General features: G+C 75.5%; 13 protein-coding genes. 4 read left to right on the top strand and 9 right to left on the bottom strand.

What is annotated here, in order from left to right:
- Nucleotides 1-717 precede the first annotated feature (717 nt).
- Nucleotides 718-921 (top strand): hypothetical protein, encoded by a 204-nt coding sequence (locus ACFVYI_RS09750; RefSeq protein ID WP_387882807.1) that lies wholly within the window; start codon nt 718-720, stop codon nt 919-921.
- Nucleotides 922-1,250: 329 nt separating this feature from the next.
- Here the strand turns inward: ACFVYI_RS09750 and ACFVYI_RS09745 are convergent, their stop codons facing one another.
- Nucleotides 1,251-2,237, bottom strand: coding sequence for an endonuclease/exonuclease/phosphatase family protein (locus tag ACFVYI_RS09745; protein ID WP_387882804.1), 987 nt, complete (start codon nt 2,235-2,237; stop codon nt 1,251-1,253).
- A 252-nt stretch (nt 2,238-2,489) separates the two neighbouring features.
- Between ACFVYI_RS09745 and ACFVYI_RS09740 the strand changes: the two genes are divergently transcribed.
- Nucleotides 2,490-2,999: a GNAT family N-acetyltransferase gene (locus ACFVYI_RS09740; RefSeq protein WP_387882801.1), complete on the top strand. Its 510-nt coding sequence runs from the start codon at nt 2,490-2,492 to the stop codon at nt 2,997-2,999.
- Nucleotides 3,000-3,071: 72 nt separating this feature from the next.
- Here ACFVYI_RS09740 and galE read toward each other — a convergent pair whose 3' ends face one another.
- From galE to ACFVYI_RS09725, 3 genes are all read right to left on the bottom strand, one after another.
- Entirely contained in the window at nt 3,072-4,088 is a 1,017-nt protein-coding gene (gene galE / locus ACFVYI_RS09735) for a UDP-glucose 4-epimerase GalE (protein ID WP_387882798.1), read from the bottom strand.
- Nucleotides 4,089-4,213: 125 nt separating this feature from the next.
- The gene (locus ACFVYI_RS09730) at nt 4,214-4,873 is read right to left on the bottom strand and encodes a hypothetical protein (RefSeq protein WP_387882795.1); all 660 of its coding nucleotides are present in this window, start codon (nt 4,871-4,873) and stop codon (nt 4,214-4,216) included.
- A gap of 104 nt (nt 4,874-4,977) precedes the next feature.
- A complete protein-coding gene (locus tag ACFVYI_RS09725) occupies nt 4,978-7,254 on the bottom strand; it encodes an RICIN domain-containing protein (RefSeq protein WP_387882793.1) in 2,277 nt (758 codons plus the stop codon).
- Nucleotides 7,255-8,174: 920 nt separating this feature from the next.
- Here ACFVYI_RS09725 and ACFVYI_RS09720 point away from each other — a divergent pair.
- Nucleotides 8,175-9,560: an NAD(P)/FAD-dependent oxidoreductase gene (locus tag ACFVYI_RS09720; RefSeq protein WP_387882791.1), complete on the top strand. Its 1,386-nt coding sequence runs from the start codon at nt 8,175-8,177 to the stop codon at nt 9,558-9,560.
- 154 nt (nt 9,561-9,714) lie between these two features.
- On the opposite strand, the gene ACFVYI_RS09715 is transcribed toward ACFVYI_RS09720, so the two are convergent.
- The 3 genes from ACFVYI_RS09715 to ACFVYI_RS09705 all read right to left on the bottom strand — a co-directional run bounded on the left by ACFVYI_RS09715 (nt 9,715) and on the right by ACFVYI_RS09705 (nt 11,730).
- Complete coding sequence (locus tag ACFVYI_RS09715) at nt 9,715-10,305, bottom strand: SMI1/KNR4 family protein (protein WP_387882790.1); 591 nt, start codon at nt 10,303-10,305, stop codon at nt 9,715-9,717.
- An 84-nt stretch (nt 10,306-10,389) separates the two neighbouring features.
- On the bottom strand, nt 10,390-10,812 hold the full coding sequence (locus ACFVYI_RS09710) for a hypothetical protein (protein ID WP_387882787.1): 423 nt from the start codon (nt 10,810-10,812) through the stop codon (nt 10,390-10,392).
- 138 nt (nt 10,813-10,950) lie between these two features.
- A complete protein-coding gene (locus ACFVYI_RS09705) occupies nt 10,951-11,730 on the bottom strand; it encodes a sigma 54 modulation/S30EA ribosomal C-terminal domain-containing protein (protein ID WP_387882785.1) in 780 nt (259 codons plus the stop codon).
- 423 nt (nt 11,731-12,153) lie between these two features.
- Between ACFVYI_RS09705 and ACFVYI_RS09700 the strand changes: the two genes are divergently transcribed.
- Entirely contained in the window at nt 12,154-14,748 is a 2,595-nt protein-coding gene (locus ACFVYI_RS09700) for a cytochrome P450 (RefSeq protein ID WP_387882783.1), read from the top strand.
- Here the strand turns inward: ACFVYI_RS09700 and ACFVYI_RS09695 are convergent.
- Together ACFVYI_RS09695 and ACFVYI_RS09690 are read right to left on the bottom strand one after the other, a co-directional pair.
- Complete coding sequence (locus tag ACFVYI_RS09695) at nt 14,726-14,857, bottom strand: DUF6126 family protein (RefSeq protein ID WP_360628552.1); 132 nt, start codon at nt 14,855-14,857, stop codon at nt 14,726-14,728. The two genes, ACFVYI_RS09700 and ACFVYI_RS09695, sit on opposite strands and share 23 nt — an antisense overlap.
- A gap of 74 nt (nt 14,858-14,931) precedes the next feature.
- Entirely contained in the window at nt 14,932-15,315 is a 384-nt protein-coding gene (locus ACFVYI_RS09690) for an ArsR/SmtB family transcription factor (protein WP_387882781.1), read from the bottom strand.
- Nucleotides 15,316-15,596: the final 281 nt, after the last annotated feature.

The raw sequence follows: 15,596 nt of genomic DNA, 5'->3' as shown, positions 1-15,596 counted from the left end.
ATCCATGCTCCTACCGAGCTGGCCGTCGAGCCACGACTGTGCGGAACGCGCCGCCAACTGGACGACTTCATCGGATAACTGCAGGGAAGGACCGGGCGTCGTGGAAGTCCGAATTGACACTGTATCCTCCGACTCGGAATCGGTGACGCCCTGAACTGCCCGGCTGCTCGACGGGCATCGTCGGGTGCCACTCGATTCGACATGGGAATGTGGGGGCCTGCAACACGATCGTGCCGGTTGTGCCTGGTCGGTCACGGACAGGCGGCGGTCTGGCGTTCGGCGGCGGATCGTGGGGTCCACCGCCTTTCGGCTCCGGCAGCCGATGACCGGCGCGCCGCCCGAAGGACGGACGAACCGGTTCCGGAAAACCGACAGATCGGGACATCGGTCAGCAACCCCCCTCCACGGAGCCGGCGTTCGGCTCCAGGAGGACCTGCCGGTGCCACCTGGGGCGCTGACGCGAGATTGACCACTGCGAGACGGAGCGCCGGCCGCCGAGTGGGCAGCGGCACACGGCCGACGAGCCGGAAGAGCCCGGGCCGGTCACGCGGCGACGGGTGCGACCACGACGTCGACAGGGCTCCGAACAGCCGCCCGACCGTCGGACGAGGTCCGCGGGGGGAGACGGAGGAACGAGGACACGACGACCGAGCCGTCGCCGGTCACCCGCGAGAAGTCGGGCAGCGAGCACCATCCGATCCGTAAGAGGCTTTCCCCGTGAGCATCCTGGAACGCCGTCGGGCGACCGGGGCCGCCATGGCGACCCCGACCACCGTGACAGGCGAGGACGACACCTCGCCGGCGGCCTCCCACGAGCATGCCCAGAACACCGAGGCGTTGGAAAGGTCTGGCCACATCGTGGAACAGTCCGTCTCGCCGCCGAACCTGTTCAGACATGTCGCGACCCACCACGACGCGTGACTCGACCCGCACGACGCATCTCACCCCCCTCGGCCCGCAGCCTCACCCGCTGTGCGACACACCAGGCCGGGGCGCGACCGTGCCCACCGTGCGGGCCCCTCGCCCCCCGGCCCCCGCCGGTGGGACGCGCTCGGACGCACCCTCTCCTGGCCTGTCCATGCCGAATCAGACTCTACGTCATGCCGAACACGATCGAGTGATGATCGTGATCATTTCCGTGATGGAAGTGACCACCGTGACACCGCGTTCCCCGAGGTACGCGACGGGCGGCCGGCCGGTCGGAGCCGGGTCGACGGCCGGCGCGGGGCAGCCCGCAGCGGCCGAACGGCTCAGCCCGTCACGGCGAGTTCGGCCACCACCGCACGGTGATCCGTACCCGGAACACGGTGCTCGGACACCGCCACCGCAGTCAAGGCTTCCCCATGGAGAACGTGGTCGATCTGGATCATCGGCGGCAGGTGGGGGAAGTCCGCGTTGTCCTCCGGCCAGGTGGGCGAACCACCCCGGCCCAGCTCCGCGTGCGTGTCCGTCAGACCGGTCGCGAGCAGGTCGCGCATCGGCGCGTGATCGAGGGTCGCGTTGAAGTCGCCCAGGAGGACGGCATTGCGGGTGCTCCCCTCGGCCGCCGCCCGCAGATCCTCGAAGTCCGCGGACCAGCGCCCGGCGTCGCCCAGCGGGTAGTAGGTGTGCACGGCCGTCAGCCGAACGGTCCGGCCGCCGACCGACACCTCGGCCGCGACCTGCGCCCGGGCCGCCGCCGGGGCCGAGTCGCCGAGCGGCGCCAGCGGCAACCGGGAGTACAGCGCGGTGTCGTGGCCCGGCGGCAGTTGCCGGTGGGGCAGCAGCTCCGCGATGCCCGCCCGCTCCAGCGCGGCGGCCGCGGACCCGCGCAACTCCTCCACCGCGAGCACGTCCACCCGCTGCTCGCGCACCAGCCGGACCAACGCCTCGGCGTCGACCTGCCCCAGGTAGGCATTGCTGGTGGCCACCCGCAGACGCGGCGCGTCGGCGGCGACCGTGCCGCCCTCCGGCACGAACCTCGGCACCAGCCAGCAGAGCTGGACCACCGCCAGCAGCCCGGCCAGACCCGCCGCCCACCACGAGCGCAGGGCGAGCAGCACGCCCAGCACCACCAGGGTGCCCACCGCCGCGTAGGGCAGCAGCACCACCGGCAGCGCCAGCGCCGTCCCGTCGTCCCACCCGCCCAGCCGGGTCGCGACCAGCACCGCCGGCAGCACCAGGCCCGCCCCGCAGAGCCCGATCAACGCCCTCCGCGTCCACCGCCACCAGGTCCGCCCGGCCACCCGCTCCCCCACGCGCTCCTCCGTCCCCCTCGACCGCCCGACCGGACCGGTCGACCACGTGCGTGACCGCCCGTCGGCTCCGCCGGAAGACGCCCCGGGCCGCGCTCCGGTTCCGGCCGGGACGGCCGCCGGGCGCGCGGGGCCCCGCGATGCACGACGCCACCGGGCGGCCGGGGCTCCCGCCCCGGTCCTGACGGACCCGGACGGCCGGCGCCGGAGCGAAACCGTGCGACACCGCGCCGGCCGGGGGCGAAGAATGGCCCGATGACCCTCCGGATCGACGTACCCCGCCCCGACGACGCCGCGCCCGTGGCCCGGATGCAGTTGAGGGCCTGGCTCCAGACCTACCCCGACGAGGCCGCGGGGATCGACGAGGAATGGATCCGTGAGCACCGCGCGTCCACGGTGACCGCGGAGGGTGTCGCCCGGTGGCGGGAGTTCGTCGAGGACGCCGCGCGGCAACCGGATCTGCTGTTCTGCCGTGTCGTCCGCTCCGGGGCGGAGGTCGTCGGAGTCCTCTGCGGGCGACGGGACGAGGTGGTCACCCTCGGGCCGATGTACCTGCTGGCGGAAGCCCAGGGGCAGGGCGTCGGCGGCCGGCTGATGGACGACTTCCTGAGCTGGGCGCAGGACGCCCCCCTGCGCCTCTGGGTGACCGAGTACAACGAGCGGGCGATCCGCTTCTACGAGCGGTACGGGTTCAGGGCCACCGGTGAACGTGAGCTCTGGCGGGGCCGGCTGCCCAACGTGCGCATGACCCGCGCCGGAGGGTGACTCCCGGCCCGCGCGACCGGACCCGCGCGGGGGAGACGCGCGGGTCCGGTCGGCGGGGTCCTCGGAGCGGGATCAGGCGGCGGCGAGGTGGGCCGTCCACTTGGCGCGCCAGGCGAGGGCGTCGGCGACGGCTTCCTCGATCGTGCGCCGCGCCGTCCAGCCGAGCAGCTCGCGGGCGGTGTCGACGGCGGCGTAGCAGCCGATCACGTCGCCGGGGCGGGGGTCCGCCTCCCGGACGTCGAGTTCGGCACCGACGGCCGCTTCGAAGGCCGCGATCAGCTCGCGGACGGTGGTGCCCTCGCCGGTGCCGATGTTGATCACCCGGTAGCGGTCGTCGGCCGCGGGCTCGACGACCTCGTCGAACCGGGTGAGCGCTGCGACATGGGCCTCGGCGACGTCCTGCACGTGGATGTAGTCCCGGATGCCGGAGCCGTCCCGGGTCGCCCAGTCCACACCGGTGACGGTGAACGGCACACCGTCGGCATGGGCCTCGATCAGCTTGCCGAGGGCGTGGCTCGGGTTGAGGTCCTGCAGCCCGGTGCGCAGCTCGGGGTCGGCGCCGACCGGGTTGAAGTAACGCAGCGCGATGACGCGGACGGCCTCGGCGCCGTCGCCCCGGGTCCAGTCCTGCAGGACCTGTTCCATCAGCTGCTTGGTCCGCGCGTAGGGGCTGTTGGCGGCGACCGGGCAGCTCTCGTCGACCCGGGCGTCCGGGGTGGGCGCGTAGATGGAGCCGGAGCTGCTGAAGACGACCCGGGTGCAGCCGTTGCGCTGGAGGCCCTCCAGCAGCTCGACGGTCTTGGCGACGTTCTCCCGGTAGTAGAACAGCGGCCTGGCGACCGACTCGGGCACGACGATCCGCGCCGCGCAGTGCAGGGTGGCGTCGATGTCGGGGTGCTCGGCGAAGATGCGGTCCAGCAGCGCGGCGTCGGCGATGTCCCCCTGGTAGAAGACGCGGCCCTCGACGAACTCCGGCCGGCCCTTGGAGAGGTCGTCCAGGACGACGGGCGTGATGCCCCGGTCGAGCAGCGCGGAGGCAACGGTGCTGCCGATGTATCCCGCGCCACCGGTGATCAGGACCTTCTTCATACGCGAACGCTCCCTTTCCCTCGTCGCACGCCTCGGTGGCGTCCGGTGAGAGTGGGGACGGCGATGCGGAGGCGGTGGTTCCACCGAACTGCGGATCCACCGGCCGGCGGGTCGGCGACGGCGGGTCAGCGACGGCGGGCCCGGCGGCGGAGCCCGAAGCCGACGGCGACCAGGACGACGGCGGCGACGGCGGTGGCGACGGCCGCCCAGGTGGCGGTCGCCGAGCCGGTGTCCTCGGCGGTGCTCCGCGCCGAGCCGACGGCCGGTCCGGTGGAGGCGGACACGGCCGGGGGCGTCCGCGCGGACGTCGGCGCGGGCGGCGCGGGTACGGGTGCGGAGGTGCCGGTGGGCCCCACGGTGGGCCCGGCCGTCGGGGCGCCGGTGGGCGTGGGCAGGGTCGGGTCGGAGATGACCGCCGCCTCGACGTCGAGTTCGCGCTCGCCGTGCCCGAGGGAGGGGAACGCGCAGTCGACGGCGATCCGCCAGTGGCCGGCCGGCAGCATCTCCCGGGTGGTGTACGACCCCGGGTGGCCGGGGACGGCGACCAGGCGCCAGGGGCCGGCCGAGCGGCCGTCGGCGGAGGTCGCGGCGAGCGTCCCGGCGAACTCCTCGGTGACCGGGTCGTGGTCGTTCTCCCAGGTGGCGACGGCGGTGACGTGCCCGTTGTCCTGGCCGGTGACCTCCAGGTGGACGGTGTCGCCGTGGGCGGCGGCGGGCACCGCGGCGGGTACGAGGACGACCGCCCCGGCGATGGCGAGGGCGGCGGCGAACGGTCTGGCGCGCATGGTGGGGGCTTCCTCGTGGGGGTGGCCGGGTGCGGCCGCCGCTGCTGCGCGACGGCCGCACCCGGACGGGTGGCACGAACGGGTTCGGCGGGAGCGACCCGCCGTCAGCTGGTCTTCTGCAGCGTCCAGGACTGGTAGGCCTGGCCGTTGGGCTTCTGCAGTTCGAGCAGCCAACCACCGTAGTACCAGCGGTTGCTGACGCCCAGGACCAGGGTCGAGCCATCGGCGCTCAGGGTGTACCCGCCGCCCGACGGGGTGAGCCGCCACTTCTGCGCGGCCGCGCCGGAGCAGGGCTGCTGCGCGAGGTACTGGCCGGCCACCGGGTCACCGCCGAGCTGGAGGCACTTGTCCGAGCGGGCGGACTTGATCCGCACGGCACCCGAACCGGCGTCCTCGAAGCTCCACTTCTGGTTGGCGTAGCCGGTGCGCTGGTAGGCGATGGCCACCGTGCCGTCGTTGAGCGAGCTGCCCCACAGGTCGGCGGCCTGGCCGGTCAGGCCGTTCACCATCGTGTAGCGGCCGCCCGGCTGGGGCTGGCCGCCGTCGGCGAGGGTACGGAAGGTCGCGGCGCGGCCGGGCTTGGAGACGGCGCCCGCGCCGTCCCGGACGGCGACGGCGATGCTGTACGAGGTGGCGGGCGCCAGCCGGACGAGGCCGACGACGGTGGAGCGGACGGTGCCGATGGTCTGACCGTTCAGCAGCACGTCGTATCCGGCGGCCGACGGGACGGCCGGCCAGCTCAACATGGCCGAATTCTGGGTGATCTGACTGGCCGTCACATCAGGACCGGTGGTCCCGGCGGTGGGCGAGGCGGTCGGGGACGGCGTGGGCGAGGCGGTCCGGGTCGGCGAGCCGGTGGGCGACGGCGTCGTGGTGGCCGTCGGGCTCCCGGTCGGGGTCGGCGTCGGCGTCCCGGTCGGCGTGGCGGTCGGGCTCGGCGTGGCGGTGCGGGTCGGCGAGGCCGTCGCGGTGGCCGTGGGGCTCGGGTTGGGGTTCGGACCGGTGCCGCCACCCGCGATCAGGAAGCGGTTGTTGGCGACGTTCCAGTGCGTGGCCAGGTAACTTCCGGCCGTGGGGGCGGTGTTGTAGTAGTCGTCGTGGTGGCAGTCGAGCCGGGCGTCACTGGCGTTGTCCGGGCAGACCGTCTTCATCGCCGGGTAGTACGGGGTGTCCGAGTAGCACATCAGGTCCCACTCGTCGACGCAGTGGCCGCCCTTGCTGGAGTTGGGCGCGCTGTTGCTCACCGCGCCCAGGTTGTGGCCGAGCTCGTGCGCCGCGGTGTGACCGCCCCAGCAGCCGGAGTCGGTCCGGCCGTACGAGGGGCCGAAGTTGCTCTGGTTGTCCTGCCCGGGCCGCTCGTCGCCCGCGAAGGTGCCGATGCCGCAGTAGACCTTGGCATCGGTGAACATCATGTACTTGCGGTCCTTGCGGTTGAACCCCTGCGCGGCCAGCGCGCGGTTGCTCGCGTTGAAGTCCTGGATCTCCGAGTCCGAGACCTGCACGTTCAAAACCGAGGCGGTGCAGTCGGGTTCGGTGACGAAGCGGACGTGCCGCACGCCGCCGGTCTCCTGGGCACTGGCGTTGTAGATGACGTCGACGTCCGCGGCCCACTTCTTGAACGAGGCCAGGTACTGGGCGAACCGGTCGTTGCCGGGCGCGTGGACGTACACCACCTGGACCCGGTTTCCGGCGCTGCCGTCACCCTCGCAGACGACCGCGGGGCCGCCGGCGGCCGCGGCCGGCTGGGCGGCCGGCGCTCCGGCGGGGGCGCCGACGTCACCCAGGAGGGCCTTCTGCCCCGCGTCCAGGACCGGCGCCGCACCCTTCAACAGATCGGCCGCGGAGGGCGGTTGGGCGTCCGGAGCCGGGGTGAGCACCGGCGCCTGCGCGGCCGCGGCGGCCACCGGCGGGACGTCCTTGCGGATGTCCACGTCCTTGGGCGGCGCGTCCGGGCCGTGGCTGCACAGCTCCCCGCCCGGCACCTCCAGCGAGCCGGCGCACCGGTCGCCGGCCGGCAGGGTCAGACCGGCGTAGACCAGGCCGCGCTCCGGCTGGTCCTTGGGTATCTCGCGCAGCGGCGCGGCCTTCTTCTCCTGCTGCGGGGCGGGCGCCCTGGTGGCCCCCTCGGCGGTGCCGGTCTCCCCCGGTCCGCCGTCCTCGGTGACCACTCCGGCCGTGCCCGCCTCCGCCCGGTCGGCCGAACTGTCCACCGCCGCCGCAGCGGTGCGGTCCGCGGCCGGTTCGAGCGCGGTGTTGATCCCCAGTGCGCCCGCGACCAGCCCGGCCACGACCGCCGCGGCCAGGAGCGCCGTCCGGCGCCCCGACCCGCCGCGCCGCCGCCGGCGGTCCGTACTCCGGTGCTCGCTGCTCCGGTGTCCCATCGCGTTCGTCTCCTCTCCTCGGTACGACGGCCCGCCCACCGCACGACGCGGCGGCCGAACCTTCCGACACCTGGGAGAGCGGACCCGGCCGGCCGGGATAACAGAAACCTCCTTTCGAAATTCGCGCATGTCTGCGACACCGCCCCGGACGACCGGTGAACGGGTCGGTGCCGCCGTCGAACCGACCGCCCGGCGTGCCGAACGCACCGGCGCGGAGCGGCAGTCGGACCAGCCCGGCCGGACGGTCGCCGGTACACGAAAGACCCCGGCCCGGCCGGTCCGAGCGGCCCGACCACTGCCCCGGCCGGTGCTCGCCCGGGGCTCCGTGGTCACCCGTGCGGGGGAAAGAACGATGGTTGCCCTTTGAACAGTTGCGCCCGCTGGCCAGAATGGGCTACCCCGGTCGACTGATCGGTGACCGTTGGCCGATGGGCCCGAGACCGGCGACCGACCGCCGGTGGGTCCGAGACCGGTGGTCGACGAGCGAAGGCCGAAAGGGTGGAGCATGGAGCCGGGTTCGCTGAGCTCCGGTCGGAAGCACGACCCCGCCGGCGGACCGCCGTCCCGTGCTCCGGCCCTCCGCGCGGGCGCCCCCGTCCCGCACCCCGCGACCGCGCCGGCGGCCCGGCCCGGAGGCGGCCGGCCCCCCGGTCCGGCGTTCCAGCGCGGGACGATCCGCTCCACCCACGCGCTCGCCCCCCGGACGGTCACCACCGCCCGCTACCGCACGGAGGCACCCCGATGATCCCCCGGCCGCCCGGCGCGCTCCCGCTCGTGGGGCGCCCGGTGCCGTTCCTGCGCCACCCACTGGCCTCCCCACACCCGCTGTTCCGCCACGGCCGCCTCGTCCTGGTCCCCCCGGGCGCGGTGCGGCCGCGGCCGGCCCGCCGCCGCGCCCCCGCCCGCACCGCCGGGGCGCGGTGAGCACCGCCGTCGTGCTCGGCGGCGGCCTGGCGGGGCTGCTGGCCGCCGCGGCCCTCGCACCGCACGCCCGCCACGTCACCGTCGTCGAACAGGACACCCTCCCCGACGGGCCGCATCCACGCCGGGGGCTGCCGCAGGGCGACTTCAGCCACATCCTGCTCGGCGGCGGCGCCGACGCCCTGGAAGCCCTCCTCCCGGGCACCGTCGACGCGTTGCTCGCCGCCGGGGCGCACCGCCGCTCCATCCCCTCCGGTCTGCTGATGCGGCTGGGCCCGGGCTGGCTCCAGGCCTTCGAGTCCTCCGCCTACCTGATCGCCTGCAGCCGGCACCTGCTCGACCACACCGTCCGGCAGCGGCTGCGCGACCGCACCGCCGTCACGATCCGCGAGGGCACCTCCGTGATCGGCCTGACCGGCGACGCGGCCCAGGTCCGCGGGGCGCTGGTCGAGAACCCGGACGGCTCGCGCGAGAGCCTCCCGGCCGATCTGGTGGTGGACGCGACCGGCCGCCGCTCCCAGGCCCCGCGCTGGCTCCGCGCGCTGGGCTCCGCCGGTCCGCGCGAGATGACCGTGGACGCCGGACTCGCCTACGCCGCCCGCCTGTTCGACGCGCCGTGCGGCAACCAGGGCTTCCCGGTGGTCAGCATCGTGCCCGTCCCGGGCCGACGCACGCCCGGGCGGGGCGCCACCGTCGTCCCCATCGAGAACGACCGCTGGATCATCACGCTCTCCGGCACCCGAGCGGGCGAACCGTCCCGCACCGAGGCCGAGTTCCACACCTTCCTGAAGGGCCTCGCCCACCCGATCGTCCACGACCTCGCCCGCACCGCCCGCCCCATCGGTCCGATCCGGACCTGCCGCGGCACCCTGAACCGCCGCCGCTGCTACGAGAACGGAACCCCGGCGGGCTTCGCCGCCACCGGCGACGCGCTGGCCGCCCTCAACCCGGTGTACGGGCACGGCATGGCGGTCGCCGCCCAGTGCGCCGTCGCCATCCGGACCACCCTCGACGCCGAGGGCCTCCACCCGCACGTCAGCGCCGCCGTCCAGCGGCGGATCGCCCGCGCCGTCGACGCCCCCTGGAGCATGGCGGAGGACCAGGACCGCGGCTTCCCGGGTGTCCGGTCGAACGGTCCGCCCGCCCGCCGGCCGGCCACCCGGGTCGCCCGCTGGTACACCGAACGCCTGCTGCGCGCGGCCCTCACCGACCCCGCCGTCTCGGCGGCCTACTTCGACGTCTTCTCCCTCGCCGCACCCGCCACCCGGTTGACCGCTCCCGCCGTGGCCCTCGCCACCCTGCGCCCCCGCCGGTCGGCCCCGCCGACCGTCACCGCGGCGATCGCCCGGTTCCCGCAGGTGGCCGAACTGACCGGCCCTTACTGAGGACCGGCCGAGGGCCGCCGACGGCCCGCCCCGCCCACCGGCCGGCGCCGGCCGGATGCCGGACGAGCACCCGGTCGCACGGCGGCGCCGGGCGGCGTGCTCGCGGGGCACGCGCTCCCCGGCAGGGGGCGGCGGCCACCCGGCCGGCCCGGCGTCACTCCGACCACCACGGCAGGCCCGCCGCCCAGCGTCCCACCCACCCCGCGAAGCCCGGCTCGCCCTCCAGCTCGCCGTACGCGGTGCCGTAGGGGACGGCGCCCTCCCCGGTGATCAGCCAGACCTCGCCGCGCCCGGGGCCCGAGACCACCAGGTGCCAGTACATGCCGCAGCCGTCCGTGCCCAGCACGATCGAGCCGTGGTGGAAGACCCGCTCCAGCAGCGCGTCCGTCTCCTCGTCGGAACGCGGATCGTCCTCCCAGTGCCAGGCGGCGGTCAGCGGGAACGGCTCCGCCAGGGCCTGCGGCGGACGGTCGGCGCCCCAGTCGGCCGGCAGCGCGGCGGCCGGTATCAGCCCGTAGTGCGGCGGGCCGTCCGAACAGCCGTCACAGATCTCGGCCACGACCGTGCGGTACGGCTCGGGCAGCACGATGCCGTGCGCCGCCTCGAAGGCCCGCACCGCGCCCCAGCCGAGCGGCGGTGTCCGCAGAGCGGGCCCGGCCCGGTCACCGGCGGGATCGGCGGCCGGGCGGGCCGCGAAGGCGGCGCGTAGCAGGGCAAGCTCCTCGGGCGAGGCGTGGTCCGTCATGCCGTCATGGGTACCAGAGGGGTACGACAACACCGGGGCCGGGCCGCACCGGGGCAGCACCGGGCCGTTTCCGCCCCGCGCGGCTCAGGCCGCGACGCCCAGGCTCCCGGCGCCGAGGCGCTGGGCGCCCTGCGCGTGCATGGTGGCGAGGGAGGCCGCCAAGCGGTCCGGGTCGCCCGCCAGCCAGAGGCGCAGCCCGGCGGCGAGCGCGGTGCTGGCGGGGGCGACCCGCAGCCCGGCGGCACGGGTGACCCGCTCGCCGAGCAGCGGGAGGAGGTCCGCGACCGGCACCGGCAGCCAGAGGGTGACGGCGCAGGGCGCGGGCCGGGCGAGGACGCGGAGCAGGCCCAGCACGCCCGCGTCGCCGTGCAGGGCGGGGATGACGTCCAGCAGGCCGTCCACCGCGACCTCCGAGACGTCACTGCCGTGGCCGCGCGCCAGTTCGCGCAGCAGGGCCCGCTCGGCTGCGGAGATCCGGACGGTCAGCATGACTTCTTCGCAGTCCATGGTCCCAGTTCCCGTCTTGCGCTAGGGGGGTGTGCCGGTCGGGTGCTCGTCTGCTCGTCTGCTCGTCACTCGTGCGGTGCGGTGCTGTTCCGGGGCGGGGCGGTGCCGTGCGGGCCGGCGCCGATCCATACCTGCCCCTCAACGGGCCTCCGCTACCGGCGTGATCAAGCCGTAATGACCGTCGTAACGGCGGTAGAGGACCCGGCCGCGCGCGTCACCGGGGTCGGTGTGGAAGACGAACGGCCAGCAGGTGAGCCAGAGCCGGCGGGCCGCCTCGGCCGGGTCCAGCCGGGGCGCGGGGTGCGTGCTCTCGGTCAGCGGGAGCCCGGAGCCGCCGAAGCGCGCGGCGCTGTGGGCCCGGACCAGCCGGAGGCCGCCGTTCGCGGCGCTGCGGTGGACGACGCTGTCCTGGCCGGTGAGCGCGTCGACGAAGAGGTGGAACCGGTGGTCCAGGGCCAGCATGACGCGGGCCGCCTCGTCCGGGGTGCGGCGGTCCGGCGTGACCGATTTCCGCCGGACGATCTGCCGTTCGGCCAGCGGGCGCGGCGCGTACTGCGGCCGGTAGGCGCTCTCGTACACGGCGGCCAGTCCGATGTCCCCCTGCTCGCGCAGCCGCGCGGCGCGGCCGGCCAGCGTGCCGAGCGCGACGTCCACCGCCTCGACCCCGGTCGCGGCGGCCAGCTGCACCCGGACCGGACCGGCGCCGTCCAGCTCGATCACGCTCTGCGCCACGACCGGCCGGGTGAGCGAGCGGTGGCGCAGGCGGGTGAGCCGGACCCGGGCCGCGTACGCACCCGGGCCGAGGGCCGCGCTCAGCTCCAGCGCCCGGGCCCGGGCGTACTCGGCATCCGCGCGGGGCAGTTCGCCGCGTATCTCCACCCGCACGTCGGGGGCCGGGCGGTGGCGCGGACGGGTCATCAGGGTCCTCCTCGGTTCCGGACCATGCTGGACCGGCCGGACCCCTCCGGCCGAGGGCCGAAAGACCTTGTCCTGGAGGCAAAGCCCGGTACCACCGGCCCGGGTCCGAACGGCCGGGTCGGACCGGTTCCGCGGTCCGCACGCCCCGGTGCCCGCACGCCCCGCGGCCCGGCCGCCGGGCCCGCGCCGCGGCCCCCGCACCCGCGAACGCCGCACGCGGATCCCACCCCGTGCGCTCCACCGATGGAGTGATCCACCGGGGTACGGCGCAACGCCCCGCCGGACCGGCGCGTTTCCCATGGCGTGCGCCCTCTGACAGTGGTGCGCGCGGGGTCCGCGCCGGCGGAGCCCTCGGTTCCCCCCGGTCGCGGCGACGACTCCGGCGGTGCCGCCGCGCCGGTCCATCTGGTGAGAGGTGATGTCATGGTCCTGACGACCGAGACGCGTAGAACGACCGTTCCCTCCAGAAGCACCCCACGGAGAACCCCCTCGGCCCCTCCCCCGCTCGCGCCGGGCGCCCTGCCCGGCGTCGGCCACGCCCCCGCGCTGCTACGGGACCCGCTCGGCTTCCTCGGCTCGCTCTCCCGGCACGGCGGCGTGGTGCGGATCCGGCTCGGTCCGCGCACCGTCTGCGTCGTCACCGACGCCGGCCTGGTGCACACGCTGCTGGTCGCGCTGGCCCACGACTGCCCGCGCGGCGCCGTCCAGGACACCCTCAAGACGGCCTTCGGCGACGGTCTGCTGATGTCCGAGGGCCAGGCGCACCGCGACCGCCGCCGGACCATCCAGCCCGCCTTCGGCCCGGAGCGGACGGGCGAGTACCTCGCGGTGATGCACCAGGTCGCCGAGGAGCGGGCCGGCAGCTGGCGGGCGGGCCAAGTCCTCGACGTCGCCAAGGAGATGAACCACCTCGCGCTGGAGATCGTCACCCGCACGCTGTTCGACGCCCGGCTGAGCGAGGACGCCACGCTCGCCTTCCACCGGGCGCTGCCCGACATGGTGAAGGGCCAGATCGTCCAGTCGCTGTACCCGCACCCGGCGCTCGCCCGGCTTCCGCTGCCGGTCAACCGGCGCTTCGACGCCGCCGTCCGGGTACTGAACCAGGTCGTCGACCAGGCCGTCAACGGCGGTGCCCGGTCCGGCGGTTCGTCCGAGGGCGGCTGTCCGTTCGGCGGTTCCGCGGGCGGCGGCCGGCCCCCCGGCGCCCCGGACCGCACCCTGCCCGCGCTGCTGCGCGCCGCCGTCGACCCCGCCACCGGCCGGCCCCTCACCGAGGCGGACGTGCGCTCCGAGGCGATCACCATGTTCGGCGCGGGCACCGAGACCGTCTCCACCACGCTCACCTGGCTGATCGACGAGCTGCTGCGCCACCCCCGGGTGGAGGCCCGCGTCCTGGCGGAACTGGACGAGCACCTCCCGGCGGGCACCGTCCCCACCCCCGAGGCGCTCGCCCGGCTCACCTACACCCGCAGCGTCACCCAGGAGGTGGTCCGGCTGCACGCGCCGAACGCCTTCCTGATGCGGACGGCGCGCGTACCGGTCGAACTCGGCCGGTACCGCGTCCCGGCCGGCACCGAGCTGCTGTACAGCCTCACCGCCCTGCACCGCGACCCGCTGCTCCACCCGGAGCCGCTGCGCTTCCACCCCGGCCGCTGGCGCGAGGGCGGCGCGGCGGCGACCGCCGGGCGGCAGGCGTTCCTGCCGTTCGGCGCGGGCAAGCACAAGTGCATCGGCGAGGCGTTCGCCTGGGCGGAGCTGACCGTGGCCGCCGCCGCGATCCTGCGCCGCTGGCGGCCGACGGCGGTGGCGGGAGCCCGGGCCCGCGAGGTGGTCTGGACCACCGTCCAGGCCCAGGACCTGCACGTCCACCTCGCCCCACGCGACGACGGCCCACCGCGCCACCCTGACCGCCAGGACCACCACGGCCACCCTGACCGCCAGCACCGGTCCGAGCGGCCGGAACAGCGCGGGGCCGCGGCGAGGTCCGACAGTGCCACCACCCGGCTCCCGGGCGTCCGGACCGCGGAGCTCCCCCGGCCGGCGCCTCCGACCCACCCGGCCACCCGGCCGCCCGCCCCCACCACCGGGCTGCGCCGGCCGGGCGAACTCCGCGCGTCCACCGCCCGGCACGCCGACTGGGTGGTCGGCCACGGCCTGCTCACCCCGTCCGACCTGCCGCGCTACCAGGCCTACGCGCTCCCCGAGCTGATCGGCCACGCCTACCCCCGGGCCCGCGGCGCCGAACTCGATCTGCTCGTCGACGTCCTGGGCTGGTTCACCATCCTCGACGACCGCTTCGACGGTCCGCCCGGCCGCCACCCGGACCGGGCCCGCGCCCTCGTCGACCCGCTGCTCGCCGTCCTCGCCGACGCCGACCCCGCAGCCGACCTCACAGCCGCCCCCACATCCGCCCCCGGCGACGACCGACTCCTGCACGCCTGGCGGGAGCTGTGGCTGCGCCAGCAGGACGGCATGTCGCCCGCCTGGCGCGCCCGGAGCGCCGCCGAGTGGCGGGCCTGCCTGGACACCTTCCTCGCCGAGTCGGCGCACCGCTCCCGGGGCACCTCCCCGGGCCTCCCGGCGACGATGCGGCTACGCCGCCATGCCAGTTGCCTCTACCCGTTCATGAACATACTGGAGCGGGTCCACGGCGCCGACGCGCCCGCCCGGCTGCACGCCGAGCCCGAACTGCACCGCCTGCGCGCGCACACGGCCGACGCCGCGACGCTGATCAACGACCTGTACTCGCTGGAGCGGGAGGAACGCCAGCCGACCGCCGCCTTCAACACCGTGCTGACCCTCCAGCGCGTGCGCGGCTGCACCCGCCGCCGGGCGGTGCTGTCGGTCCGCGCCCGGGTCGCGCGCCTGCGGGAGGAGAGCGCGGCACTGCGCCGCGGCCTGCTGCGCCGCCACCCGTCCGGCGGCTGGTACCTGGACGGCACCCGGGAGCTGGTCGACGGCGTCCACGCCTGGACCAGCACCAGCCACCGCTACCTCAGTGACGGTCGCCGAGGGTGAACAGCAGGAGCACGAACCCCGCGAACAGGTGCGTGGCGAAGATGTAGATGCCCGCACGGATCAGCATCGCCTTGCGCCTGCTCTTCTCGTCGCTGGTGCCGCTGGCCATGGCGGGGTGCTCCTTCGGTCGGGGGGCGGGTGGGTGATCGAACTGCCGGCCGGCGGCGCCGGGCCGCCCGGCGCTCATCCGCTCGTCACCCGCTCGGCGCGGGGGCCGGGGCCGCCGGGGCCGCCGGGGGCGCCCGGCCCCCGCAGCTCCGTGAGCAGCGCGCCCTGGTCGGTGATCAGGTCGGTGAGGATGCGCCGGGCGGCGCGCAGCAGTTCGGCGACGTCCGGCGTGCTCAGCGCGTACACGACGGTGTTGCCCTCGCGGGTGGCCGCGACCAGCCGGGTGCGACGCAGCACCGCGAGCTGCTGGGAGAGGTTGGACGGCTCGATATCGATCTCGGCCAGCAGCTCGCGCACCGGTCGCGGCCCGTCCTGGAGCAGTTCCAGCACCCGGATCCGGACGGGGTGCCCGAGGGTGCGGAAGAACTCGGCCTTGGCCTGGTACAGCGGGACCGCCATCGTCCGCTCGCTCCCTGGTGCTCGGTGGTGCCGCCCCTCGCGGCCGTACTCGCCCGGCGCCGGGCGGGTGGTCCCGCCGGCCGCCGGGACCGGGAAGCATCATCCTGGCAGATGAAGAATTCTTCAAGTCGTCATCATCCTGAGCGTCACCACCACGCTCCGGACACGGGTCGGGGGGGGGGGGGGGGGGCCCCCCCCCCCCCCCCCCCCCCGCACCCGGCGGGGAAAAGCCGGCCACCAACGCCCCCCGGGGCCGGGGCCGGGGGCGCCGGGGGTTGGCC

It is taken from the genome of Kitasatospora sp. NPDC058218 (genome assembly GCF_042882445.1).
Taxonomy (GTDB): domain Bacteria; phylum Actinomycetota; class Actinomycetes; order Streptomycetales; family Streptomycetaceae; genus Kitasatospora.
This window is presented reverse-complemented; position numbering and strand designations above follow the sequence as displayed.